The organism is Streptomyces sp. NPDC051320 (genome assembly GCF_040682175.1).
GTDB lineage: Bacteria > Actinomycetota > Actinomycetes > Streptomycetales > Streptomycetaceae > Streptomyces.
In genome coordinates, this window is the sequence record NZ_JBFBAL010000007.1 from 101,895 (window position 1) to 127,072 (window position 25,178).

General features: G+C 69.7%; 22 protein-coding genes. 8 read left to right on the forward strand and 14 right to left on the reverse strand.

Features of this window, described 5'->3' with window-relative positions:
* Positions 1–43: 43 nt before the first annotated feature.
* The 3 genes from AB0M87_RS17235 to pdhA are packed head-to-tail and all read right to left on the reverse strand — an operon-like array spanning position 44 to position 3,647.
* On the reverse strand, positions 44–1,501 hold the full coding sequence (locus tag AB0M87_RS17235; RefSeq protein ID WP_365853623.1) for a dihydrolipoamide acetyltransferase family protein: 1,458 nt from the start codon (positions 1,499–1,501) through the stop codon (positions 44–46).
* A 14-nt stretch (positions 1,502–1,515) separates the two neighbouring features.
* The gene (locus AB0M87_RS17240; protein WP_365853625.1) at positions 1,516–2,496 is read right to left on the reverse strand and encodes an alpha-ketoacid dehydrogenase subunit beta; all 981 of its coding nucleotides are present in this window, start codon (positions 2,494–2,496) and stop codon (positions 1,516–1,518) included.
* Positions 2,497–2,498: 2 nt separating this feature from the next.
* A complete protein-coding gene (gene pdhA / locus AB0M87_RS17245) occupies positions 2,499–3,647 on the reverse strand; it encodes a pyruvate dehydrogenase (acetyl-transferring) E1 component subunit alpha (RefSeq protein ID WP_365853627.1) in 1,149 nt (382 codons plus the stop codon).
* 328 nt (positions 3,648–3,975) lie between these two features.
* Here pdhA and AB0M87_RS17250 point away from each other — a divergent pair, with 328 nt between their 5' ends.
* From AB0M87_RS17250 to AB0M87_RS17260, 3 genes are all read left to right on the forward strand, one after another.
* Positions 3,976–4,635 carry a response regulator transcription factor gene (locus AB0M87_RS17250; RefSeq protein WP_365853629.1) on the forward strand — a complete coding sequence of 220 codons (660 nt, stop codon included), beginning with the start codon at positions 3,976–3,978 and terminating at the stop codon, positions 4,633–4,635.
* Positions 4,636–4,734: 99 nt separating this feature from the next.
* The gene (locus AB0M87_RS17255; RefSeq protein ID WP_365853631.1) at positions 4,735–5,151 is read left to right on the forward strand and encodes a pyridoxamine 5'-phosphate oxidase family protein; all 417 of its coding nucleotides are present in this window, start codon (positions 4,735–4,737) and stop codon (positions 5,149–5,151) included.
* 15 nt (positions 5,152–5,166) lie between these two features.
* Positions 5,167–6,171: a phosphotransferase gene (locus tag AB0M87_RS17260; protein ID WP_365853633.1), complete on the forward strand. Its 1,005-nt coding sequence runs from the start codon at positions 5,167–5,169 to the stop codon at positions 6,169–6,171.
* Between the two features lie 31 nt (positions 6,172–6,202).
* On the opposite strand, the gene AB0M87_RS17265 is transcribed toward AB0M87_RS17260, so the two are convergent.
* The gene (locus AB0M87_RS17265) at positions 6,203–7,885 is read right to left on the reverse strand and encodes a protein kinase (protein WP_365853635.1); all 1,683 of its coding nucleotides are present in this window, start codon (positions 7,883–7,885) and stop codon (positions 6,203–6,205) included.
* Between the two features lie 416 nt (positions 7,886–8,301).
* Between AB0M87_RS17265 and AB0M87_RS17270 the strand changes: the two genes are divergently transcribed.
* The 3 genes from AB0M87_RS17270 (at position 8,302) to AB0M87_RS17280 (ending at position 11,521) form a co-directional block, all read left to right on the forward strand.
* Positions 8,302–9,942 carry a protein kinase gene (locus tag AB0M87_RS17270; protein ID WP_365853637.1) on the forward strand — a complete coding sequence of 547 codons (1,641 nt, stop codon included), beginning with the start codon at positions 8,302–8,304 and terminating at the stop codon, positions 9,940–9,942.
* A gap of 314 nt (positions 9,943–10,256) precedes the next feature.
* On the forward strand, positions 10,257–10,841 hold the full coding sequence (locus AB0M87_RS17275; protein WP_365853639.1) for a hypothetical protein: 585 nt from the start codon (positions 10,257–10,259) through the stop codon (positions 10,839–10,841).
* 119 nt (positions 10,842–10,960) lie between these two features.
* Positions 10,961–11,521 carry a bacterial proteasome activator family protein gene (locus AB0M87_RS17280; protein WP_365853641.1) on the forward strand — a complete coding sequence of 187 codons (561 nt, stop codon included), beginning with the start codon at positions 10,961–10,963 and terminating at the stop codon, positions 11,519–11,521.
* Between the two features lie 162 nt (positions 11,522–11,683).
* Here the strand turns inward: AB0M87_RS17280 and AB0M87_RS17285 are convergent, their stop codons facing one another.
* From AB0M87_RS17285 to AB0M87_RS17315, 7 genes are all read right to left on the reverse strand, one after another.
* The gene (locus AB0M87_RS17285) at positions 11,684–12,679 is read right to left on the reverse strand and encodes an NAD(P)H-quinone oxidoreductase (protein WP_365853643.1); all 996 of its coding nucleotides are present in this window, start codon (positions 12,677–12,679) and stop codon (positions 11,684–11,686) included.
* 10 nt (positions 12,680–12,689) lie between these two features.
* Positions 12,690–13,769, reverse strand: a complete 1,080-nt coding sequence (locus tag AB0M87_RS17290) for a potassium channel family protein (protein WP_365853645.1) — start codon at positions 13,767–13,769, stop codon at positions 12,690–12,692.
* Positions 13,766–15,127: a molybdopterin molybdotransferase MoeA gene (locus AB0M87_RS17295; RefSeq protein WP_365853647.1), complete on the reverse strand. Its 1,362-nt coding sequence runs from the start codon at positions 15,125–15,127 to the stop codon at positions 13,766–13,768. Before AB0M87_RS17295 ends, AB0M87_RS17290 begins: the two co-directional genes overlap by 4 nt.
* The gene (locus AB0M87_RS17300; protein WP_365853649.1) at positions 15,124–15,984 is read right to left on the reverse strand and encodes a DUF6457 domain-containing protein; all 861 of its coding nucleotides are present in this window, start codon (positions 15,982–15,984) and stop codon (positions 15,124–15,126) included. The genes AB0M87_RS17295 and AB0M87_RS17300 overlap by 4 nt, the downstream gene beginning before the upstream one ends.
* A gap of 160 nt (positions 15,985–16,144) precedes the next feature.
* Positions 16,145–17,500 (reverse strand): dihydrolipoamide acetyltransferase family protein, encoded by a 1,356-nt coding sequence (locus AB0M87_RS17305; RefSeq protein WP_365853651.1) that lies wholly within the window; start codon positions 17,498–17,500, stop codon positions 16,145–16,147.
* Complete coding sequence (locus AB0M87_RS17310) at positions 17,500–18,504, reverse strand: alpha-ketoacid dehydrogenase subunit beta (RefSeq protein WP_365853653.1); 1,005 nt, start codon at positions 18,502–18,504, stop codon at positions 17,500–17,502. The genes AB0M87_RS17305 and AB0M87_RS17310 overlap by 1 nt, the downstream gene beginning before the upstream one ends.
* A gap of 19 nt (positions 18,505–18,523) precedes the next feature.
* Positions 18,524–19,642, reverse strand: a complete 1,119-nt coding sequence (locus AB0M87_RS17315; RefSeq protein ID WP_365853655.1) for a thiamine pyrophosphate-dependent dehydrogenase E1 component subunit alpha — start codon at positions 19,640–19,642, stop codon at positions 18,524–18,526.
* Between the two features lie 173 nt (positions 19,643–19,815).
* On the opposite strand from AB0M87_RS17315, the gene AB0M87_RS17320 reads away from it, so the two are divergent.
* Positions 19,816–20,376, forward strand: a complete 561-nt coding sequence (locus AB0M87_RS17320) for an Lrp/AsnC family transcriptional regulator (protein WP_365853657.1) — start codon at positions 19,816–19,818, stop codon at positions 20,374–20,376.
* A gap of 46 nt (positions 20,377–20,422) precedes the next feature.
* On the opposite strand, the gene AB0M87_RS17325 is transcribed toward AB0M87_RS17320, so the two are convergent.
* On the reverse strand, positions 20,423–21,052 hold the full coding sequence (locus AB0M87_RS17325) for a TetR/AcrR family transcriptional regulator (RefSeq protein WP_365853659.1): 630 nt from the start codon (positions 21,050–21,052) through the stop codon (positions 20,423–20,425).
* Entirely contained in the window at positions 21,049–22,566 is a 1,518-nt protein-coding gene (locus AB0M87_RS17330; RefSeq protein WP_365854117.1) for a 3-hydroxyacyl-CoA dehydrogenase, read from the reverse strand. Before AB0M87_RS17330 ends, AB0M87_RS17325 begins: the two co-directional genes overlap by 4 nt.
* Before the next feature lie 131 nt (positions 22,567–22,697).
* Here AB0M87_RS17330 and paaN point away from each other — a divergent pair, with 131 nt between their 5' ends.
* Complete coding sequence (paaN, locus tag AB0M87_RS17335) at positions 22,698–24,389, forward strand: phenylacetic acid degradation protein PaaN (protein WP_365853661.1); 1,692 nt, start codon at positions 22,698–22,700, stop codon at positions 24,387–24,389.
* 108 nt (positions 24,390–24,497) lie between these two features.
* Here the strand turns inward: paaN and AB0M87_RS17340 are convergent, their stop codons facing one another.
* Positions 24,498–25,172, reverse strand: coding sequence for a TrmH family RNA methyltransferase (locus AB0M87_RS17340; RefSeq protein WP_365854119.1), 675 nt, complete (start codon positions 25,170–25,172; stop codon positions 24,498–24,500).
* Positions 25,173–25,178: the final 6 nt, after the last annotated feature.

A 25,178-nucleotide genomic window follows, 5' to 3' on the forward strand; every position in this document is an offset into this window, starting at 1 on the left:
CATCGCGGGACGGGGCTGTCTGTGACGACCTGCTCTGCGGCGTCTACGCCCAGGTGATCAGGCGCTTCGGCTGCTCGAGGATCGCCGCCACATCGGCGAGCACCTTGGAGCCCAGCTCGCCGTCGACGAGCCGGTGGTCGAAGGAGAGCGCCAGGGTGGTGACCTGCCGGGGCTTGACCTTGCCCTTGTGGACCCACGGCTGGAGCTTGATCGCACCGACCGCGAGGATCGCGGACTCGCCGGGATTGAGGATCGGCGTACCGGTGTCGACGCCGAAGACGCCCACATTGGTGATGGTCACCGTGCCGCCCTGCATCGCCGCCGGGGAGGTCTTGCCCTCGCGGGCCGTGGAGACCAACTCGCCCAGTGCCCCGGCCAGCTCGGGCAGGGTCTTGGCGTGCGCGTCCTTGATGTTCGGGACGAGCAGACCCCGCGGGGTGGCCGCGGCGATACCCAGGTTGACGTAGTGCTTCTGCACGATCTCCTGGTTCGCCTCGTCCCACGCGGCGTTGACCTCGGGGTTGCGCTTGATCGCGACCAGCAGCGCCTTGGCGATCAGCAGCAGCGGGTTCACCCGCAGGCCCTCGAAGGCCCGGTCGCCCTTGAGCTCGGCGACGAGCTTCATGGTGCGGGTGACGTCGAGCGTGACGAACTCGGTGACATGCGGGGCGCTGAAGGCGCTGCCGACCATCGCCTGCGCGGTGGCCTTCCGTACGCCCTTGACCGGGATACGGGTCTCCCGGGCTTCGCCGCCGACCGTGGGGGCGACTGTCGGGGCGGCTGCGGGTTCCGCCGCCTGCACCGGCTCGGGCGCCTGCACCGCGGGCTCCGCCGCCGCGTGGACGTCCTCACGGGTGATGATGCCGTCCGGGCCGGTGGGCCTGACGGTCGTCAGGTCGATGCCCAGGTCCTTGGCCAGCTTGCGGACCGGGGGCTTGGCGAGCGGACGTGCCGTGCTGTGCCCGTTCACCGGCTCCGGTGGCGCCGCCTCGGCGGGCGGCGCGTAGTAGGTGCCGGCCGGGGGTGCCTCCGGGGCGGCGGTGGCCGCGCCCTTGCGGGGGCGGCGCTTGGTCGAGGACTCGGCGACCCCGTACCCCACCAGCACCGGCTGGCGGGCGGGCGGCGCGGCCGGCTCCCCGGCCTGCGGCGCCGGCTGTTGCTCGGGCTGTTGCTCGGCCTGGGACGGAACCGCAGCGGCCTCGGCGGGCGCCGAGCCCGGTGCCACGTCCACCGTGATGATCACCTGGCCGACGTCGACCGTGGTGCCCTCGGGGAAACGCAGTTCGTGCACCACGCCGTCGAAGGGGATGGGCAGTTCGACGGCGGCCTTGGCCGTCTCGACCTCGCACACCACCTGGCCGTCCGCCACCGTGTCGCCGGGGGCGACGTACCACTTGAGGATCTCCGCCTCGGTGAGTCCCTCGCCCACGTCGGGCATCTTGAACTCGCGGACGGGGGCCCCGCCGGACGGAGTCCGGGCGGACGTCGCTGTATCAGTCATGGTCACGGCGCTCCTCAGTACGCAAGCGAGCGGTCGACGGCGTCGAGCACGCGGTCCAGGCCCGGCAGGTACTCGTCCTCCAGGCGGGCCGGCGGGTACGGCGCGTGGAACCCGCCGACCCTCAGTACCGGTGCTTCCAGGTGGTAGAAACTCCGCTCGGTGATCCGGGCGGCGATTTCCGAACCGGTACCCAGGAATACCGGAGCCTCATGCACCACGACCAGCCTTCCGGTCTTCTCGACCGAGGCCTGCACGGTGTCGAAGTCGATCGGTGACATCGAGCGCAGATCGACGACCTCCAGCGACTTGCCCTCCTCGGCGGCCGCTGCCGCGGCCTCCAGACAGACCTTCACCATCGGACCGTAGGCGGCGAGCGTCAGATCCGAGCCCTGCTGGACGACCCGCGCCTTGTGCAGCGGGTGGGGGATCGCCTCGACGTCGAGCTCGCCCTTGTCCCAGTAACGCCGCTTCGGCTCGAAGAAGATGATCGGGTCGTCGCTCTGGATGGCCTGCTGCATCATCCAGTACGCGTCCGAAGCGTTGGACGGCGAGACCACCTTCAACCCCGCGACATGCGCGAAGAGCGCCTCGGGCGACTCACTGTGGTGCTCCACCGCGCCGATGCCGCCGCCGTACGGGATCCGGACGACGACCGGCATTTTGACCTTGCCGAGGGCGCGGGCGTGCATCTTCGCGAGCTGGGTGACGATCTGGTCGTACGCGGGAAAGACGAAGCCGTCGAACTGGATCTCCACGACCGGCCGGTAGCCGCGCAGGGCCAGACCGATCGCCGTACCGACGATGCCGGACTCGGCGAGCGGGGTGTCGATGACCCGGTCCTCACCGAAGTCCTTCTGCAGGCCGTCCGTGATCCGGAAGACGCCGCCGAGTTTGCCGACGTCCTCACCCATGATGAGGACCTTGGGGTCGGTGTCGAGCGCCTTGCGCAGCGACTCGTTGAGCGCCTTGGCGATGCTCGTGCTGGTTGCGGCCATGATCAGTTGCCCTCCTCTGCGAAGGACGCCTGGTAGGCGGCGAACTGCGCGCGCTCCTCGTCGACCAGCGCATGGCCGTCGGCGTGGGTGTTCTCGAACATGGCCATCGGGTCCGGGTCCGGCATGGCCCGTACCGCCTCACGCACCCGCTTGCCGAGCGCCTCACTCTCGCTGTCGAGCTCGGCGAAGAACGCCTCGTCGGCCAGCTTCTGCTTCTCCAGGTAGGTCCGGAGCCGCTGGATCGGGTCCTTGGCCTTCCAGGCCTCGTACTCGTCCTGCGAGCGGTACTTCGTCGGGTCGTCCGAGGTGGTGTGCGCACCCATCCGGTAGGTGAAGGCCTCGACCAGCGTGGGCCCCTCGCCCCGGCGCGCCCGCTCCAGCGCCACCTTGGTGACCGCCAGACAGGCGAGTACGTCATTGCCGTCGACCCGGACGCCGGGGAAGCCGAAGCCCTGGGCCCGCTGGTAGAGCGGCACCCGCATCTGCTTCTCGGTGGGCTCGGAGATCGCCCACTGGTTGTTCTGGCAGAAGAAGACCACCGGCGCGTTGTAGACCGCGGAGAAGGTGAACGCCTCGGCGACGTCGCCCTGGCTGGACGCGCCGTCACCGAAATAGGCGATGACCGCGGAGTCCGCGCCGTCCTTGGCGACACCCATCGCATAGCCGGTCGCGTGCAGCGTCTGCGAACCGATCACGATGGTGTACAGGTGGAAATTGTTGCTGTTGGGGTCCCAGCCGCCGTGGTTCACGCCACGGAACATGCCCAGCAGATTGGTGGGATCGACCCCCCGGCACCAGGCGACACCGTGCTCACGGTAGGTCGGGAAGACGTAGTCGTCGTCCCTCAGCGCCCGGCCGGAGCCGATCTGAGCGGCCTCCTGGCCGAGCAGCGACGCCCACAGCCCCAGTTCGCCCTGGCGTTGCAGGGAGGTGGCCTCGGCATCGAAGCGGCGTGTCAGGACCATGTCCCGATACAGACCGCGCAGCTCCTCCGGGGTGAGATCCACTTCGTACTCGGGGTGCTCGATGCGCTCGCCCTCGGGCGTCAGCAGCTGTACGAGCTGCGGCTCGGCACTCTCTGGCGTCCTCGCGGCGCCGGCTCGCTTGCTGCTGCGTCGCGGCTTGCGCGCGGCAGTGCTCTCCACGGTCACGTGCGTGCTCCTCCGTCGGTCCGGCCCCCGGGGTTGCCGGTAAGGCCAGTGCGGCTCGCCTGAAATCCCATGACCCCGCACGGGGTGGGTGCGACGTGGCCGGGGACAGGCGTGACAGGTGCCCCGGCGAGCACCCTGTCAAAGGCACGTTACCCAGTGCGTCGCAGAACTGCGAAACCCCATTTGACCTGCGATTTTGCTTGGATTTCCAAGTAAATCGAAGAATGGGCCAACAACCACTGGTCACAGCCTTGCAGGCCGCCGGAACAGAGGCACGTTATAACGGCCACCCCAGGCACGGGAAGAGTTGGTATGTGAGACTGATTCCGTGCCTGAATCCGCAAAAGTCAGTGTATTCCTCCTTGATGACCATGAAGTGGTACGCCGTGGTGTTCATGAACTTCTGTCACTCGAGGACGGCATCGAGGTCGTCGGTGAGGCCGGCACCGCGGCGGACGCCCTGGCCCGGATTCCGGCCACCCGACCGGACGTCGCGGTCCTCGACGTCCGGCTGCCGGACGGCAGCGGGGTCGAGGTGTGCCGGGAGATCCGTTCGGCGGACGAGAACATCAAATGCCTGATGCTCACTTCGTACTCCGACGACGAGGCGCTCTTCGACGCGATCATGGCCGGCGCTTCCGGATACGTGCTGAAGGCGATCCGCGGCAACGAACTGCTCTCCGCCGTCCGGGACGTGGCGGCCGGAAAGTCGCTGCTGGACCCGGTGGCCACCGCACGCGTCCTGGAACGGCTGCGTGACGGCGGCGGGGACAAGGGCGACGAGCGGCTGGCCGGCCTCACCGAGCAGGAGCGCAAGATCCTGGACCTGATCGGGGAGGGACTGACGAACCGGGTGATCGGGGAGCGGCTGCATCTCGCCGAGAAGACCATCAAGAACTACGTGTCCAGCCTGCTGTCCAAGCTCGGCATGGAACGGCGCTCGCAGGCCGCCGCCTATGTGGCCAGGCTGCAGGCCGAGCGGCGATAACGCTACGTGATCTCTCGTCCTTCATTCGGGACTAACGTCCCGAATCCTCGGGCAGCTGGCCTCTTATCCGGAAGCGTTCGGACACGGACAGTAGAAGTCATGCCGATCGAGAAACTCCGCGCCCTCGACCTGCTCGGCCTGGTGCCGTACGGCCGGGTGGCGACCAGCATGCGCGCGCTGCCCTTCCTGGCCATTGCCCGGCACATCGTTTCGGAGGGCTGCGTCATCCTGCGCATGCACGCCGGAACGGGCCATCACGAGGCGTGCCGCGGCAGCGTCGTCGCCTACGCCGCGGACAATCTCGGCTCGGGAGCGACCGACATCTGGTCGGTGCAGTTCACCGGCACCGCGGAAGCCGTCACCCCCACACCGGAGGAGATCGAGCGCTTCGCCGGGGACCCGTCCGAGGTGAACGGCGAACCGTACGATCCGGTCTATCTGCGCATCAGGCCACGGTTCAGCACGGTCGACCGGATGCGGTACCCGGCTCCCCGGACAGCCGGCCACGCGCAGTGATCTAACATCTGGCGAGTGCTGCGCTCATCTGTAACCCCGCCGGTGGCAGATCTGCTGCTCCGCTACGACTCGGCGGGCACCGCCCTGTCCTGTGAGCCCGTCGCCCAGGGCCTGCTCAACCGCGGTTACCGGCTCGCCACCACACACGGCGACTTCTTCCTCAAACACCATCTCGACGGCGACCCGACCGCGATCAGCCGCCAGCACCGCGCCACCCGGCGCCTGGAGGAGCTCGGCGTCCCGGTCGCCCCGCCGCTGGCCGGCGCCGACGGCGACACCGTCACCGTGATCGGCGGCCGGTGCTACGCGCTGCACCCCTGGATCGACGGCCGGCACCGGGACGGCGCCCAGCTCAGTACGGCCGGGTCCCGGCGGCTCGGGGCGCTGCTGGGCCTGGTGCACACCGGTCTTGAGCAGGTCATGGAGAACGAGTCCGCCCCGCCACCGCACGCGAGCGCCGACCCCGTCCACACCCTCTCGGTCATCGAGGACCTGCTCGCCCGGCTGGCGAGTCGTCCCGAACCCCGGGACGCCTTCGACGAACTCGCCGAACACCGGCTGCGGGAACGCCGCCGACTGCTGGAGCGGCACGCCCACCGGCGCCCGCCGGCGGGGGCCCCGGGTGGCTGGGTGCACGGTGACTTCCACCCGTTCAATCTGCTCTACAGGGGCGCGGAGCCAGCCGCGATCATCGACTGGGACCGGCTGGGCGTGCAGCCGCGCGCCGAGGAGGCGGTCCGGGCCGCGGCAATCTTCTTCGTAGGGCCCACCGGGGAACTCGAACTGCCGAAGGTGCGCGCCTATGCGCGCGCCTACCGGCGGGCGGCGGCCGCCCAACCGGCCGAACTCGCCGCCGCGGTGCACCGGGTGTGGTGGGAGCGGCTCAACGACTTCTGGGTACTGCGCTGGCGTTACCGGCTCGACGACCGCCGGGCCGACGCGCTGTTCCCGGCGGCGTCGGCCCTGGTGGTCTGGTGGACCCGGGAGTACGACGCGGTGCGCGAGGCGTTCACGGGGTGAGGCGGTGGCCGGGTGATCAGTGGCCGGGTGATCAGTGGCCGATGCCTCCGGTGGTGGGCAGGCCGGTGGTCGTACCGCCGTCGGTGGTGTTGCCGCTGGTCGTCGAGCCGCTGCCGTTCGTGGTACCGCCGTCGGTGGTGTTGCCGCTGGTCGTCGAGCCGCTGCCGTTCGTGGTACCGCCGTCAGTGGTGTTACCGCTCGTCGTCGAGCCGCTGCCGTTCGTCGTACCGCCGTCAGTGGTATTGCCACCATCCGTCGTCGTACCACCGTCGGTGGTGCTGCCGCCGTCCGTCTTCCCGCCGTCCGTCGTCGTACCGCCGCTGTCCGAAGGCGAGGGCGACGACGGCGACGACGAATTCGACGGCCTGCCCGACGGGGTGTACGAGGGCTTGTCGCTCCCCCCGCCGCCGGTGCCGTTCGACGTACCGGGCTGCGTGGTGTCGTCGGTGGACTCGTCCGACGGCGTGTCACTCGGCTTGCTGGTGTCCGACCGGGTCGGGCTCGGCGATTTGGTGGTGTGCGAACCTTCTCCGCCGGTGCCGCCCATGCCGTGCAGCGCGTAGACGATTCCTCCGGCGATCGCGATCATCGCGAGAGCGGCCACCACCCACATCCAGCCGCGGCCGCCGCGGTGGCCGCCGTTGCCGTCGTACGAACCGTCGTCCGGGTTCATCGGCGGCAGGATCGGGGCCTGCGAGGTGTCACCGTGGTGGGGGTAGGCGGTGGTCGCCGCGGCGCCCATGGCCGGGGTGGGACCGGCCTCGTTCATCACCACGGGGCCAGTGTTCCAGGCCCCGGTGTGGCCGCCCTGCTGCTGGAGCATCTGCAGCGAGTATGCGACCAGCGAGCGCATCTCCTCGGCGCTCTGGAAGCGGTCGTCAGGCTCCTTGGCGAGCGAACGCATCACCAGCCCGTCCAGCTCCGGCGGCACCGCGTCCGACACCTGTGACGGCGGCACCGGCATGTCCTGAACATGCTGGTAGACCACCGAGAGCGGGGTCTCACCGGTGAAGGGAGGACGCATCGCGAGCAGCTCGTAGAGCAGGCAGCCGGTGGCGTACAGATCGGACCGGTGGTCGACGGCCTTGCCGAGCGCCTGCTCGGGGGAGAGGTACTGCGGGGTGCCCATGACCATGCCGGTCTGGGTCATCGTCGACGCGGCGCCGTGCAGCGCGCGGGCGATGCCGAAGTCCATCACCTTGACCGCGCCGCCGTCCGTGATGATCACGTTGGCGGGCTTGATGTCCCGGTGCACGATGCCGTGCTGGTGGGAGTACGCGAGCGCTTCGAGCACCCCGGACACGATGATCAGCGCCTGCTCGGGCGGCGGCGCCTCGGCGTTCAGCAGCAGATCGCGGATGGTCCGGCCCTCGACCAGCTCCATCACGATGTAGGGGACGGTGTTCCCGCCCCAGTAGTCCTCGCCGGAGTCGTACACGGCGACCACCGCATGGTGGTTGAGGCCGGCGACCGACTGTGCCTCGCGGGTGAACCTGGCCTTGGACACCGGGTCCTCGGCCAGGTCGGCGCGGAGCAGCTTCACGGCGACGGTGCGTCCCAGCCGTACGTCCTCGGCTGCGAACACCTCGGCCATGCCGCCACGGCCCAGCCGGTGCGTCAGCCGGTACCGGCCGTCACCGACGAGGCCGTCGACACCCCATGCCTCCGGCACGTCCGACACGCCTCCGCCGCCTGCCTCGGAATCGGGTGCCATCAGTCCTCGCCGTCGTGTCGGTCCGCGTCAGCGGTGGTGCGCGGTGGTCCAGTGGTGCGTCGGCCCCGTTGAGCGCGGGGTCCGGTGATGCATTGCCACGTCTTTTTTTCTGCATCGCGACGTCACGCTACAGGCTCTGTGTGAAGGCCCGGTCCGGCAATGACCGGCTATCCAACCGGTAATCGCGTCACCGATGCAAATTCCATGCGGTTCCTGTAACGCTTGCGAGACGCTTGGTGCGCGTACGGTCACGGAACGGGCACCCGGCTTGACGTGCCGGTGGCCTGGGGCAGACTTTCCCCGTACGCCAGGATCTCGTATGCCCGGATTCCCTACGTCCGGATCCCGAGCCCGGGTTTCGTACGCCAGCCGCAACATCGGGCCACGTTTCCGTGCGCCGAGGGGGAGCCAGAGTCATGAGCCAGGACGGCGCGCAGGGCCGCTACGCGGGAGATTCGGTCGCCGGGGGGCGCTATCAGCTCCGTGACCTGCTCGGCGAGGGCGGCATGGCGTCCGTGTACCTGGCGTACGACTCGGCGCTCGACCGTCAGGTCGCCATCAAGACCCTCCATACCGAACTGGGGCGCGAGCAGTCCTTCCGCGAGCGGTTCCGGCGCGAGGCGCAGGCCGTCGCGAAGCTCTCGCACACCAACATCGTCTCGGTGTTCGACACCGGCGAGGACACTCTCGGCGAAGCGCTGATGCCGTACATCGTCATGGAGTACGTCGAGGGACAGCCACTCGGGTCCGTGCTGCAGGCCGACATCGCGCAGTACGGCGCGATGCCCGCCGACAAGGCGCTGAAGATCACCGCCGACGTGCTGGCCGCGCTGGAGGCCAGCCACGACATGGGGCTGGTGCACCGGGACATCAAGCCCGGCAACGTCATGATGACCAAGCGCAACGTCGTCAAGGTCATGGACTTCGGCATCGCCCGCGCCATGCAGTCCGGTGTCACCTCGATGACGCAGACCGGCATGGTGGTCGGCACTCCGCAGTATCTGTCGCCCGAGCAGGCGCTCGGCCGCGGCGTGGACGCCCGGTCCGACCTCTACTCGGTCGGCATCATGCTCTTCCAGCTGCTCACCGGTCGGCTGCCGTTCGACGCGGACTCTCCGCTGGCGATCGCTTACGCGCATGTGCAGGAGGAGCCGGTCGCTCCGTCGTCGATCAACCGCTCGGTCCCGCCGGCGGTTGACGCGCTGGTGGCCCGGGCGCTGAAGAAGAACCCGAACGAGCGGTTCCCCACGGCGGACGCGATGCGCGACGAGTGCCTGCGCGTGATGTCCTCGGGCCGGACGGGCGCGGCCCCGATGGTCATCGGTGGCGCACCGGCGAACAGCGGGGCGGGGGTCGGCTCCGCGGTCTTCCCGCCGGTGGACTCCTCGCTGCCGCAGAGCGGTCAGGTCCAGACCCCGTACCAGCCGGGCCCCTACGGCACGCCCGCACCGGCCCCTTCGTACGGCTACCCGCAACAGGGCGGCTACCCGACGCCTACGCCCGCGCCCGCGCCGCAGCCGTACGCCGCGCAGCCGCAGTACGGCGCGCAGACCCCACCGCCGTACTCCCTCTCGCCCTCCACCGCCCCGGCCCGGGGCGGTTCCGGTGGCGGCAAGCGGAAGACCCCGGTGATCGTGGGTGCCGCGGTGGTGGCGCTGCTGGTCATCGGGGGTGTGATCGCGGCGATACAACTCAGCGGGAACGGCGACAACGAGGGCGGTGCCACGGGCGGCAGTAACGGCAGCTCCAGCGCATCGGCGAAGGCGGGGCACCGGGCGCCGGAGCGGAACCGGACGATGGAGACGACGGAGTGCTCGGACCCCCAGGCGGGCGTCACCGACCCGAACAAGATCCAGGTTCCCGACTTCGGGTACAAGGACCTTCTGTCGGTGAAGGCCTGTGCCCAGGCGGCGAACTGGCACATCACCGTTCGCCGGGAGCCCAGTGGCCAGTGGGCTCAGGATGTCGTCCTCGACCAGTACCCGCTGGCGGGCACGAACGTCGACCCGAAGAACCTCACCATCACGGTGGGGGTCTCCACGGGTGACGCCCCGTAGCAGCGGTCAGCTCCAGCGAGGCCCGGCACGTGCATCACGCGCTGGGCCTTTTGCGGTGCCCGAGATGCCGGATTTGTCAGCTGATGTGACTCTGGATCCTGTTGTCGCTTTCTGCTTCTTCCGGGAAAGAGGGACACCTCGTGATCGGTGTCGTGGTGTGTGCAGTGCTGATGTGTCCGGTGGGGGTGTATCCCGTTCTGCCCTCGCCGCTTTTGAGCGCTGCCGTGGACTCGGTGCTCCCGGCACCGAGCCGCCACGCGAGTGCCGGCGCCGGTGCCGGCGCCGGTGCTGGTGCTGGTGCGGAAGCGGGTGGAGTGACGCCCACCGCTTCGGCCCGTCCGGCGGCAGGCCTCCCCGCGGAGGGCCACGGCCCGGGTCCGCACGGCGACCACCACCGCCCTGACCACGGTCGTCAGCACGGCCGGAGCCATGGACATCACACCGACCACCCGGGGCATCCGGGCCACCCGGCCCGCCCCGGCCGGGACCACGGCCCGGCGGCCGTACCGCCACCCACCCCGAGCGCCTCACTGGGCGGTGGAGCCGCCGGCCAAGGACACACCCGGCCCGGCCACCCCGTGAAGCCCTCGCCGCGCCCGTCCGGTACGACGAGCAGCGCCCCGAGCCACAGCGCGTCAGCCGCCGAGCGGAACCCGGCAGACGCGTCGGCCCCGGCCGAGCAGCCCTCGTACCGAGCACCGGAGGCGACGCGAGCCCCGTCCCGGCAGCCGGCGGCGAGTCCTGCCCGTCCCGCAGGCGATGCGATCGCGCAGCAGTCCGCAGAAAAGACGGTCTCGCAGTCCGACCCGCTCCCGATCCATGTCGGCGCACTGGGAGCCGGGCTTGCGCTGGTCGGAGTGGGTCTGGGCTTCCTGGGGCTGCGGTTGCGGCGTTCCTAGGGACTTGCCTCGCAGTCCGGTGCCGGCCCGGCCACCCCGGATGACACCGGCAAAGGGTGGATCACCCGGGATAGGGGGCACCACACTCCCGTGGAGTATGTGTGCGAGACAATGGCGGTATGGATATGCCGAGGAGTGAACGGTCGGAACAGTCGCGGGAGCAGCCCCACGTCCTGGTCGTGGGACAGGACGGAATGGCGCTCGGCGGCGGAGCCGGCGGTGACGACGAGTCGCGCGAGGTTCCAGTGACAGAAATGGTGGAGCAACCGGCCAAGGTCATGCGCATCGGCAGCATGATCAAGCAGCTTCTCGAGGAGGTGCGCGCGGCACCTCTGGACGAGGCGAGCCGGGTCCGTCTCAAGGACATCCATGCCTCTTCGGTGAAGGAGCTGGAGGACGGCCTGGCCCCGGAGCTCGTCGAGGAGCTGGAGCGCCTGTCGCTCCCGTTCACCGACGAGGCCATCCCCTCCGAAGCGGAACTGCGGATTGCGCAGGCCCAGTTGGTTGGCTGGCTGGAGGGCCTCTTCCATGGCATCCAAACGGCCCTCTTCGCCCAGCAGATGGCGGCCAGGGCTCAGCTGGAAAGCATGCGTCGCGCCCTTCCGCCGGGGGCCGGCGGCCAGGAGGACGACGAGGAGCCCGGTGGCCACGGGGCGATCCGCTCCGGGCCGTATCTGTAGTCGCTGAACGCCAGGCACGGAAAATCTCGAGGCCCGAGCTCCGTTCGTACGCGGTGTGCGTAGGAAGGGAGCCCGGGCCTCGGTGTTCACGAGGGAAAACCGTTGGCGCGGTTTTTGCGGTTGGCGCGGGCCTCTTGGGTTCGGCGCGGGCGTCGTGGGTGGCTAGCCCCGAGCGGGTGCCGAAGCCCGCAGGAGGATCTTGCCCACGTGCGTCCCGGTGTCCAGCAACCGGTGTGCCTCCGCCGCTTCGGCGAGCGGTACCTCCTGGTCCACCACGGCCCGCACCCGTCCACCGGCGATCAGCGGCCAGACATGCTCCCGTACCGCCGCGACGATCGCTGCCTTCTCGCCCAACGGCCGGGCCCGTAGCGACGTGGCCGTCACCGCGCCCCGCTTGCCGAGCAGTGTCGCGAGGTTCAGCTCGCCCTTCGCGCCGCCCTGCATACCGATCACCGCGAGGCGCCCGTTGACCGCCAGCGCCTTCACGTTCCGGTCCAGGTACTTCGCTCCGACGATGTCGAGGATGACGTCCGCGCCCGCCCCGTCCGTCGCCCGGCGAATCTCCTCCACGAAGTCCTGCTCGCGATAGTCGATGAGAATGTCGGCGCCCAGCTCGGCGCACCGCGCCAGCTTGTCGGCGCTGCCCGCGGTGACGGCGACTCGCGCCCCGACGGCCTTCCCCAACTGGATCGCCATGGTGCCGATTCCGCTCGACCCGCCATGCACCAACAGGGTCTCGCCGGGCCGCAGATGGGCCACCATGAAGACGTTCGACCACACCGTGCACGCCACTTCGGGCAGCCCGGCCGCAGTCACCAGGTCGACTCCATCGGGCAACGGCAGTAGCTGCCCCACGGGTACGGCGACCTGCTCCGCGTAGCCGCCGCCTGCCAGCAGCGCACACACCTCGTCGCCCACGGCCCAGCCGGAGACCGCGGGACCCAGGGCCGTGATGCGGCCGGAACACTCAAGGCCGGGGTAGGGCGACGCGCCGGGCGGGGGGTCGTAGAAACCCTGCCGTTGCAGAACATCGGCGCGGTTGACGGCCGCCGCCGCGACCTCGACAAGGACTTCGCCCTCGCCGGGTACGGGATCAGGCACCTCGGCCCAGACAAGCGCCTCGGGACCGCCAGGTTCGGGGATCGTGATCGCATGCATGAGCGCGAGGCTACTCCGCACCCGTTCCCGCCGCCGCAGGGGAGACACGCACAATCGCGATCAAACGGTCGGTGAGCTGCAACGGACTGGCGTCCGGATCGTCATACCCGAGCAGCCGATGCCCCCGCTTCACGGTGACCACCAGGTCCTTCACCTCCCGGACGCTTCGGCCCACCTCGGCCTTTATCACCGGCCGCTCGACCAGATCCAGCCCACTGCCCTGCTGGATCAGGTCCTCCATCACCGTGCCGGCGCTGGGACTGAGTACAGACAGCCCGAGCAACCGGCCCGCCGCACTGGCGCTGGTGATCACCGCATCGGCACCGGACTGGCGCAGCAGCTGTGCGTTCTCCTCTTCGCGCACCGCGGCCACGATCTTGGCCCCCCGATTGAGCTGACGGGCGGTCAAGGTGACGAGTACCGCGGTGTCGTCGCGCTGCGTCGCGATCACGATCTGCCGGGCACGCTGCAGTTCGGCGCTGAGCAGCACATCACTGTGGGTCGCGTCCCCGACGACTCCCGCGTAACCCTCGGCATTGGCAGCCTCGATGACCTTGCTGTTCGGGTCGACGACGACAATCTGCTCGCGGTTCAGCCCTGTCGCACACAGCGTTTGCATCGCGGAGCGGCCCTTGGTACCGAATCCGATGACGACAGTGTGGTCACGCAAACGGAGCCTCCAGCGATTCAGCCGCCACTCCTCCCGTGTGCGCTCGGTGAGCACTTCGAGAGTCGTACCGACCAGGATGATCAGAAACAGCACGCGCAGTGGCGTGACCACCAGGATGTTGGTGAGTCTGGCACCGGCTCCGTAGGGAACGATGTCGCCGTACCCCGTGGTGGAGAGGGTGACCGTGGCGTAGTAAAAGGAGTCGAGCAGATCGACCGAGCCGTCGGCATTGTCGTGATAGCCCTCACGGTCGAACCAGACGGTGAACGCCGTCACCACCAGTACCAACAAGGCGATCATGACCCGCCTTGCGACTTGCCGGAGCGGCCTCTGGACCATCCGGCGCGGCAGCGTGACCCGCCGGGTGACCAGCCTCTCGTCCACCTGTCGGTCAAGGGCGTCGTGTCCGGGCAGTTTCACGTGAAACACTCCCCCGCCCACGGCAGATCGAGGATCTCCAGACGCTGCCCGGCTCGCGCGCCCCCCGGCGGAACCACGGCCAGTCCGTCTGCAGCTGCCATGCCCCGCAGCATGGCGGGCCCGTTGAAGTGCAGCGGCACGATCTCCTCCGCCCGGTGCACCACGGGGACCAGCCGCGTGTCGTACGGATGCCCCTGCACCTCCTCACGCACCGGAGCGGCGTAGGCCTCCACCGCCGGACGGCCGGAGCGGGTGCGCAACAGGGGTTCGGCGAGCGTCAGCAGCCCGGATACGGCGGCCAGCGGATTGCCCGGCAGCCCGACCAGATGGCGGGTCTCGGTGAGCCGCGCGAGCAGCATGGGATGCCCCGGCCGGACCGCGACGCCGTCCACCACCAGGTCGGCGCCGGCCTTGCGCAGAATCGGATGCACATGGTCCACGGGCCCCGCCGCGGTACCCCCGGTGGTGACGATCAGGTCGGCACCGGAGGTGGTGACGGCTCGGTGGAGCGCGTCGGCGTCGTCTCCCAGACGGCGAGTGGACAGCACGTCCGCGCCGAGCGCGCGGAGCCATGGGCCGATCATCGGCCCCAGGGCGTCCCGGATCAGGCCGTCGTGGGGGAGCCCTTCCACCAGCAGCTCGTCACCGAGGATCAGAATGTCCACCCGGGGCCGGGGAACGGTGAGCAGTTCGTCGTATCCGGCGGCGGCCGCAAGTCCGAGCACGGCGGGGGTCACCAGCGCCCCGATCGGCAGCAATTGATCACCCGATCTGCACTCCTGCCCACGCGGTCTGATGTCCTGCCCGTGAACGACCGGACGCCGGGCATGCAGCAATGGCGCAGGGAGCGACGTCGCGCCGTGGTCGGTACGGCCAGGTTCGCTGCGGGTGTGTTCGGTGCGGGCGTGTTCCGTACGGGCGTGTTCCGTACGGGCGTGTTCCGTACGGACGACGGCGGTGGAACCGGGCGGGATCCGGGCGCCGGTGGCGATTCTCACCGCCTCGCCGTCGGCGAGCGGCGCCGGTGCGGAGTGACCGGCGAGGACGCCGCCGTCGCCCTCGATCCGCCAGGGCCCCGGCCCGGCGACCGCCCAGCCATCCATGGCGGAGGTATCGAAGGACGGCAGATCGCTGAGGGCGGTGAGAGGCTCGGCGAGCACCTGACCGAGGGTCCGGTCGAGCGGTGCCCGCCGGACGGCGAGCTGTGCGGCCCGGCCGGTCTGCTCGGCCCGGGCACGGGCCTCGGCCCAGGGGACTGCGCGGTGACCTTGCGGCGAAGCCGGCAGCGGCACGGTGGGTGGCTCCTTGCCGACCAGCGCCAGCGCTTCGTCGACGTCACGGTCGTCCTGCTCGGTCATCCGGCGTCGGTTCCCTCGCCCTTTTCGGCCTCGTCCGCCCACCGGTTGGCGAGCGCGGCTGCCTTGCGAGCGGCATCGGCGACCGCCTCGGGCCCGTCCTTCTCCGCCTTCGCCGCCGCGTAACCCACCAGGAACGTGGTCAGTGGCGCCGCCGGCCTGGCGACACCGTGCGCGGCATCGCGGGCGAGGTCGAGGAGGACGCCGGTGTCCACGTCGAGATCGATTCCGAGTTCGGCCTTGACTGCGGTGATCCATTCATCCAGCACGTGTCCATGCTCCCTGATACGGGCCCGCGCCGATGCAATGTCCTGCCAGGTGTCGCAGTCGAACGAGGCGAGGGGCTCGGCGTCGATCCGGGCGAGGTCGAGTTCGGTGGTGAGCAGCCGCACCGGAAGCCCGGCGAGCGAACCGTGCTCAGTGGCGAGCAGAGCGAGCTCACGGCGCAGCGATTCGGTGCGGTAAGCCGCGACGAGGGGCTGATCACGACCGTCCGGATCGGTGAGCAGCACTCCCTCGGGCGGGCCCGACCCGAGGGAGTCCAGCAACGCCGGTACGGTCGCCTCGCCCAGAAACGGCAGGTCCGCGGAGAGCACGAGCACCGTCTCGGCCGTTACGAGGCGCAGCCCCGCTCCGAGAGCCGCCAGCGGCCCGCCACCGGGCGGCCGCTCCTGGGTCCAGACCACCGGCCGCACGGTACCGCGGCGGCCACCGACCACCACGGTGGTCCCGGCTCCCCGGCAGGCCGCCAGCACCCGGTCGAGCAGCGCAAGCCCGCCCACGGTGAGGCCCGGCTTGTCAGCTCCTCCGAGTCGCTTGGCAGAGCCTCCGGCGAGCACGACGGCGTCATACAAGGTCATGCCGCGAGTATGGGCTGTGAGCGTGCCCCGGCGGAACGGTCTCGTGCCAATCCCGCCCGGCTCCTGCCCCTGACCCGCTACTCTCGCCCATCACCCACGGGCCTCTTTCCCCCTCACCCTCCCGTCCTTGCCTTCCCGCTCGGGCATTCGCCGGCGCGCCTCACGCCCCCCGCAGCAACACCGCCGGCCGCTCGACGCAGTCGGCTACATACCTGAGGAAACCGCCGGCCGTCCCCCCGTCGCACACCCGGTGATCGAACGTGAGAGACAGCTGCACCACCTGCCGGACCGCCAGCTCCCCCTGCCACACCCACGGCTTGGACACGATCCGTCCCACGCCCAGCATGGCCGCCTCGGGATGGTTGATGATCGGCGTTGACCCGTCGACGCCGAACACTCCGTAGTTGTTCAGGGTGAACGTGCCCCCCGTCAGCTCGGCCGGGGTCAGCGTCCCGGTCCTGGCCGCCTCGGTCAGCCGTAGGAACTCGGCGTTCAGGGACTCCGTCGACCGCCCGTTCGCCTCGCGCACCACCGGCACGACAAGTCCGCGTTCGGTCTGGGCGGCAAAGCCCAGGTGGACCGACGGCAGGCGCACGATCTCGCCGGCTGCCATATCCACAGTGGAGTTGAGCTCCGGGAAGCGCGTCAGGGCAGCGGTGCACACGCGGGCCAGCAGGGCCAGCACCGAGATCTTCGGCCCCTCCGCGGTATTCATGGCCGCCCGCGCCGCCATCAACTCGGTCGCATCCGCGTCGACCCAGCACGTCGCGTCCGGTATCTCGCGGCGACTCCGGGACAGCTTCTCCGCGACCGCGCCCCGCACTCCCCGCAGCGGAACACGGACCGCCTCTCCGGCACCCACCGCATCCGTCCCCACGGGCGATACGGCCCGCCCGGGCGATACGGCTGCCGCGGGCGATACGGCTGCCGCGGTCGGCGTATGGATCGCGCGCTCCACATCGGACCGCAGAATCAAGCCGTCCGGGCCGGTGCCCGCCAAGGCCCGCAGGTCGACGCCATGTTCACGGGCCAGCCGCCGCACCAGCGGCGAAATAACCGGAACCGGCCCCCCTCCCGGAGCTGCCGCGCCCCGTTCGGTATCCGCACCCGGCCGCTCGCTACCCGCACCCGGCCGCACCGCATCCGCACCCGACGCCGCCACCGCACCGGTTCGTATCCGACGCCGCCGAGCAGCCACCGCCCCACCCGTGCCGTATCCCACGAGCACGTTGCCGGACGAGTCGTCTTCGGCGGCGACCACCGCATCCGCCGATCCCACCGCCACCGTCAGCAGCGGCGCACCGACCGGAAGTTCCTTACCCTCCTCACCGAACCGTGCCGTCACCACGCCGCCATAAGGACACGGCACCTCCACCATCGCCTTCGCCGTCTCGACCTCAACGACCGGCTGGTCGACCACGACCACATCGCCGACAGCGACCAGCCACCGCACGATCTCGGCTTCGGTCAGCCCCTCCCCGAGGTCCGGCAGCTTGAATTCCAGGACCTGGGGCATCAGCTCGTCGCCTCCCACTGCAGCCGCTCGACCGCGTCCAGGACCCTGTCCATACCCGGCAGGTGGTGTCGCTCGAGCATCGGCGGCGGATAAGGGATGTCGAAACCAGCGACCCGCAGCACCGGCGCCTCCAAATGGTGGAAACAGCGCTCCGTCACCCGGGCGGCTATCTCTCCGCCCGGACCGCCGAACCCGGTTGACTCATGGACCACCACGGCCCGGCCGGTGCGCCGAACCGACGCGCAGACCGTCTCGTCATCGAAAGGCACCAGCGAGCGCAGATCCACGACCTCCAGGTCCCAGCCCTCCTCGCGTGCCGCTTCCGCAGCCTCCATACACACGGGCACCGAAGGCCCGTAGGTCAGCAGCGTGGCGCTGCTGCCCGTGCGCCGCACCACGGCCCGCCCTATCGGCGCCACTTCGGCGGGCGCGTCCGGCGACCACTCGGCCTTCGACCAGTACAGCCGCTTCGGCTCCAGGAAGACCACCGGGTCGTCGGAGGCGATCGCCTCCCGCAGCAACCCGTAGGCATCGGCGACCGTGGACGGCGCGACGACATGGAGCCCTGGAGTCGCCATGTAGTACGCCTCGGACGAGTCACTGTGGTGTTCCACCCCACCGATCCCGCCGCCGTACGGAATCCGCACCACGATCGGCATCGGCAGTGCGCCCCTGGTGCGGTTACGCATCCGCGACACATGGCTGACGAGCTGCTCGAACGCCGGATAGGCGAAGGCGTCGAACTGCATCTCGACGACCGGCCGCAGCCCGTACATCGCCATGCCCACGGCCGCACCGAGAATGCCCGCCTCCGCGAGCGGCGTGTCCGTGCACCGGTCCTCGCCGAACTCCTTCGCCAGCCCGTCGGTAACCCGGAACACCCCGCCCAGCGTCCCGACGTCCTCCCCCATCACGTGCACGGTGGGGTCATCGGCCATCGCATCGCGCATCGCCCGCTGCAGCGCCTGTGCCATCGTGGCCGGTTTCACTGCCACTGTGGTCATCGTTCGTTCTCCGCGTCGTTCATCGTTCGTTCTCCGCGTCGAGCTCGGCGCGGAGCTGCGCGGACGCCTCCCGCAGCTGGGGCGTCGGCGTCGCGTAGATCTGGGCGAAGAGGTCCATCGGGTCGAGCAGCGGCTCCGCGTTCATCCGCTCACGAAGGGCCGCCGCCATGGTGTCCGCGGCATGGCTCGCCGACCGTATGCGCTCGTCACTGAGCAGCCCGCGCCCGGTCAGCTCCCGCTCCAGGAGCAGGATCGGATCGTGCCTCCGCCAGGTCTCGACCTCCGCGTCGCCGCGATAACGCGACGCGTCGTCGGCGTTCGTATGGGCCTCCATGCGGTAGGTCACCGCTTCGACCAGCGTCGGGCCGCCGCCGGACCGGGCGAGACCAACCGCGTCGGACAGCACCTCGTGCATCGCTGCCGCGTCGTTCCCGTCGACCAGCCGGCCCGGCATGCCGTACCCCACGGCCTTGTGGGCCAGTGAAGGAGCCGCGGTCTGCTTGGCGAGCGGTACGGAGATCGCGAAGCCGTTGTTCTGGACGAGGAAGACGACCGGTGCTTTCCACACCGCGGCGAAGTTGAGCGCCTCGTGAAAATCGCCCTCGCTGGTCCCGCCGTCACCGACCATCGCGAGCGACACCACGTCGTCCCCGACCAGCCGGGCGGCATGGGCCAGACCCACGGCATGCGGCAGCTGAGTGGCCAGTGGGGTGGACAGCGGTGCGATGCGGTGCTCGCGCGGGTCGTAACCGGTGTGCCAGTCGCCTCGGAGCAGAGTCAGTGCCTCGACGGGGTCGAGGCCGCGCGCCACCGCGGCGAGGGTGTCGCGGTAGCTCGGGAAGAGCCAGTCCTGCTCCTGGAGAACCAGCGCGGCAGCGACCTCGCACGCCTCCTGACCGGTGGATGACGGATAGACGGCCAGTCTGCCCTGCTTGGTGAGTGCGGTGGCCTGCGCGTTGTACCGCCGGCCGTGCACCAGGGCGTCGTACAGCCCGAGCAACAGCTCGGCGTCCAGCCGGCCGACGGCGTCCGTACCGAGCACCTGGTACGGCTCGGGGTCCGGGAGCAGCGGCGCGGGGTCGGTGCGGAGCTTCCATGCCGGATGGGATGTAGCACCGGGCAGCTCTTGGACCGTCATCCGAAACACCTCCTCGTGGGAGCGGGGAGGGCGCACCGCCATGTGATGCGCCTCACCTACCGATTGTTCGGTCGAAAGGGCATTTTGGCTACTGACACCTTCAGCCTGTGGACAAACGGTTCTCCACAGCCTGGGATGGAGACAGGTCGTCCATGGTAGGAAGGCGGGGGCTGATGACAGCTGAACAAATGGCCGATGACGGTGAGCGCCCTCCCGCGCGCCCGCTGGATGCGATCGACCGTGACATCCTGCGCATCCTCCAGAAGGACGGCCGCGCCTCGATACGGTCCGTGGCCGACCGCGTCCACGTCTCGCGGGCCAATGCTTACGCACGTATCAATCGGCTCATCGAGGACGGCGTGATCCGCAGCTTCAGCGCCCGGGTGAACCACGAACGCGCGGGCCAGGGCTCGTCCGCCTACATCACGCTCAAGATCGTGCAGAACTCCTGGCGTACGGTCCGCAAGCAGCTCACCGAGCTACCGGGAACTGCCCATATCGCTCTGGTCAGCGGCGACTTCGACGTACTTCTGCTGGTGCACAGTGCCGACAACAGGGCCTTGCGCGAGCTGGTGCTGACGAAGATCCAGTCGATACCCGAGGTGCTCTCCACGCGCACCCTGCTGGTCTTCGAGGAGACCGATCTGGATCCTGCGAAACCCTCGGGCGGTGCGATGGGGCCACCACCCGGGTCGTCACCCGAGCAGCCGCCGGGGCCTGCGCGTACTTCCTGAGCCGTCACGGGTGCTTCTTGCGCCGTCACGGGTGTTTCCTGAACCGTCAGGCGTCCGTGGGTGTCTCCCCGGACGCTTGGCGGGCCGACGCCGTACGCAGCCCCTCGAAGGCGAGCTGAACGACGGTCTCCGCCAGCTGATCCGCGTCGGGGCCGGATCCGGGCTGCGGGCGCCACCACTCGACCAGCGAGTTGATCATGCCGAAGAGCAGCCGCGTGGCCACCCGGATGTCCACGTCGGAACGGAGATCGCCCTCGGCGACCGCCGCCTTGAGCAGGCCGGCGACCCGTTGGTCGAATTCCCGGCGCCGCTCCATCGCCCAGCGCTCGGTGGTCGTATTACCGCGTACGCGCAGCAGCAGGGTGACGTACGGAAGTTCCGCCATCAGCACCTCGACCGTACGGCGCGTGACGTACTCGACCTGGTCGATCGCGCGCCCTCGCGCCGCCCCTGGCTCTCCCAGCACACCGAAGAGTCCGTCTATCGCGCGGCTGACCGCACGACGCAGCAGCTCCTCCTTGCCCGCGACATGGTGATAGATGGATGACTTGGAGATGCCCGCCGCCTGCGAGAGGTGCTCCATGGACGTGCCGTCGTAGCCACGCTCGTTGAAAATCCGGACGGCGACGGTCAGCAGGGTCTCGGGGGTGTAGGTGTCGCGCTTGGGCGTGGTCATGAGGTTGTCCCGCCCTTCTCCTGATGGACGTACGACTGCCGGTAGAGGGCGAGCGACGGCGCATACCGTCCGCCGGGGACACGCGCGTGAAGCTCGTCCAGCAGCTCGTGCGCCCAGGATCGGCCGAGCCTGCGCCCCCACTCGACCGGCCCCAGCGGGTAGTTGACGCCCAGCCGCATCGCGGTGTCGATGTCCTCGGCGGACGCGACGCCCTTGGCGACGGCATCGGCGGCCAGGTCAACCAGCATCGCGACGGTACGAGCGACGATCATGCCTGGGACATCACCGATGACGCTGACCTTCTTGCCGATCCGCTGGAAGAGACCGATCGACTGCCGGAGCGTCTCCCATCCGGTGACCTCGGAGGCGGACAGAGCGACCCGGGTCGCCGTCCGATAGTCGAGCGCCAGGTCGAAATAGACCACATCGCGGAACTCCGCGGACGTCTGTCCGTCGGCCAGCACCAGCTGGCCACCACTCGGCAGCACGATCCGGCACCCGGCGTCCTCCTCGTCCTCACGCACGGCGACCCCGGCCTCGCGGAACATGGCGACCAGCTCCCCGGCCGGTCCGAGGTCGCCCTCCACGGTGATCTCGGACGGCGGCTCGGTGGCCGGTGCGGTGTGCGGCGAGGGCCGCGTGGCGCCCTCACCGTACGCATACCAGCCGCGCCCGCTCTTGCGGCCGTGCAGCCCTGACTCGACCAGGCGCCGCTGCGCGAGCGACGGGCGGAATTTGGGGTCCTGGAAGAAGGATTCCCAGACCGAGTGAGTGACGGCCTCGTTGACGTCCTGACCGATCAGATCGGTCAGCTCGAAGGGGCCCATCCGGAATCCGCCGGACTCGCGCAGCACCGCGTCGATGGTGGCCGGGTCGGCGCCGCGCTCCTCGTACACCGCGAAGGCCTCGGCGTAGAACGGGCGGGCTATGCGGTTGACGATGAAGCCAGGAGTGTCGGTACAGCGGACCGGCGTCTTGCCCCAGGCCTTGGCCGTCGCCCGGGCACGGGCCGCGCTCGGCTCATCGGTCGCGAAGCCGCTCACCACCTCGACCAGGGGGAGCAGCGGCGCCGGATTGAAAAAGTGCAGCCCGAGGAAACGGCCGGGATGCTTCAGCACGCTCGCGATCGCCGTCACGGAGAGGGACGACGTGTTGGTCGCCAGCAGGCAGTCCTCCGCCACCAACCGCTCGAGGGCGGCGAAGAGCTCCTGCTTCACGGGGAGTCGTTCCACGATCGCCTCGATGACGAGCGCCGCGTCTGCGAGCTCCGCCAGATCCGCCACGGCAGCCAGTCGCCCGCAGGCGGTGTCCCGTTCCGCCGCGGTCAGCCGGCCCTTCTCGACCAGTCGGTCCAGCCGCGCGGTGATGGCGCCGACGGCCTGTTCGGCGCGGTCCGGCACGGTGTCATGAAGGAGCACCGGGTGCCCGGCTACGAGAGCGACCTGCGCGATGCCCTGCCCCATCGTGCCGGTGCCGACGACTGCGACGATGCGGTGCGACGCTACGGCGGTCATATGTGCGGTGGCGGTCATGGGTGCGATCTTCCCGTACAGAGTTATCCACAGACCCGGCGGACCCCCTTGTCCCGACCGATCGTTCGGTTACTCTAACTCTGTCCACCTGTTCTGCGCAGCTCGATGACTCGATGAGGAGTTGTTCCGCGATGCAGCTGACCGAGCTGTCCGAGACCCACCGGCCCACACTCGACCAGGCCCTCGACGCGATCCGTACGCGTGCGTACTGGTCTCCGCACCCCGAGCACCCCAAGGCGTACGCAGGGGACGGCAAAGCCGCCTTCGACGCCCTGCTCGGCCACCGCCTGGATCTGGGCCAACCGGGGACGGACGACTGGACCGGCGGAGAAGTCTCTCCGTACGGAATCGAGTTGGGTGTCACCTACCCGCATCCGGACCCGGATGTCCTGCTGCCCGCCATGAGTGCGGCGACCGGTGCCTGGCGGGAGGCGGGGCCCGAGGCGAGAGCGCTCGTCTGTCTGGAGATCCTTGCGCGGATCAACGCGCGGACACCCGAGTTCGCCCATGCCGTCATGCACACCAGCGGTCAGGCCTTCATGATGGCGTTCCAGGCCGGCGGCCCGCACGCCCAGGACCGCGGCCTCGAGGCGGTGGCCTATGCGTACGCCGAGCAGGCCCGTACGCCGTCAGTGGCCGACTGGTCGAAGCCGCAGGGCAAACGCGACCCTCAGGAGCTGAGGAAGACCTTTACCGCGACCGGGCGCGGCATTTCGCTGCTGATCGGCTGCAACACCTTCCCCACGTGGAACGGCTACCCCGGCCTGTTCGCCTCGCTGGCCACCGGAAACCCGGTCCTGGTCAAACCGCACCCGCGCGCGGTGCTGCCGCTGGCGCTGACCGTCCAGGTGGCCCGCGAAGTCCTCTCCCAGACCGGATTCGACCCGAACCTGGTCGCGCTGGCCACCGAACGGCCGGGCGAGGGCATCGCCAAGTCCCTGGCCGTGCGTCCCGAGATCAGGATCATCGACTACACCGGCTCGACCGCCTTCGGTGACTGGCTCGAGGCCAACGCCCGTCAGGCGCAGGTCTACACCGAGAAGGCGGGCGTCAACACCGTCGTCGTCGATTCCACGGACGACTACCGAGGGATGCTGTCCAATCTGGCCTTCTCCCTCTCGCTCTACAGCGGCCAGATGTGCACTACTCCGCAGAATCTGCTGATCCCGGCGGCCGGTATCAGCACCGAAGACGGCCCGAGGAGTTACGACGAAGTCGTCGCCGACCTCGCGGGGGCCGTCGCCGGACTGCTCGGCGACGACGCACGCGCCAACGCGCTGCTGGGCGCTCTGGTCAATCCGGACGTGAAGGCGCGCCTCGACGCCGCTGCCGAACTGGGCGAAGTTGCTCTGCCCTCCGGGGAAATCGCCCATCCCGAATTCCCGGCGGCGGTGGTGCGCACGCCGGCGATCGTCAAGCTGGACGGCGCACGGAAGCACTGGGACACGGCGGACGCCGAGGCCGCCTACCTCTCCGAATGCTTCGGCCCGGTCTCCTTCGCCGTGGCCGTGGACTCCACCCGGTCGGCTCTCGACCTCCTCCGCCGTACCGTCCGCGAGAAGGGGGCGATGACGGTCGGCGCGTACACCACGTCACCGGACGTGGAACGGGCGATCGAGGAGGTCTGCATCGAGGAGTGCGCCCAGCTGTCGCTGAACCTCACGGGCGGGGTGTACGTCAACCAGACAGCCGCCTTCTCGGATTTCCACGGATCCGGGGGCAACCCGGCTGCGAACGCCGCGCTCTGCGACGGCGCATTCGTGGCGAACAGGTTCCGGGTGGTGGAGGTACGCAGGCAGGCGTGATGCCGGAGGCCCGGTGGGCTCGCCCGGTTAAACCCGGGGTCCCGCTCGGTGGGGCGTCCCGCTCCGGGGAACGCTCAGCTCGGTGGGTTACTCAGCTCGGTGGGGTACTCAGCCGAAGTCCGCGTAGCACTGCACCCAGGCGTGCATGGCGATCGCCGCCGCTGCGCCGGCGTTGATCGACCGCGTCGAGCCGAACTGCGCGATCGAGCACACCATCAGCGCGTGCTTTCGGGCCTCTTCGGTCAGGCCCGGCCCTTCCTGCCCGAACAGCAGCACGCAACGCCTCGGCAGCTCGGTCAGCTCCAGCGGCACCGCGCCGGGCAGGTTGTCGATCCCGATGATCGGCAGTTGCTCGGTCGCCGCCCACTCGGTCAGCGAATCCGTGTCCGGGTGGTGGCGCACGTGCTGATACCGGTCCGTCACCATCGCTCCGCGCCGGTTCCAGCGTCGTCGCCCCACGATGTGGATCTCCTTGGCGAGAAACGCGTTGGCCGTACGGACGACCGAGCCGATGTTGAAGTCATGGCTCCAGTTCTCGACCGCCACATGGAAATCGTGCCGCCGGGTGTCCAGGTCGGCGACGATCGCCTCACGCGTCCAGTACCGGTAGCCGTCGACCACGTTGCGCCGGTCCCCGTCGGCCAGCAGCTCGCGGTCGTACCGCGCGTCCTGGGGCCAGGGGAGCGGATGGGGGCCGACACCGATCTCGGGCGCGAAGCCGTCGTCGTACTGCACGGCCTGCCCGGGGTGCCGCAGGGCCTGCGCGCCCCCCTGGGGCGCCATCGGCTC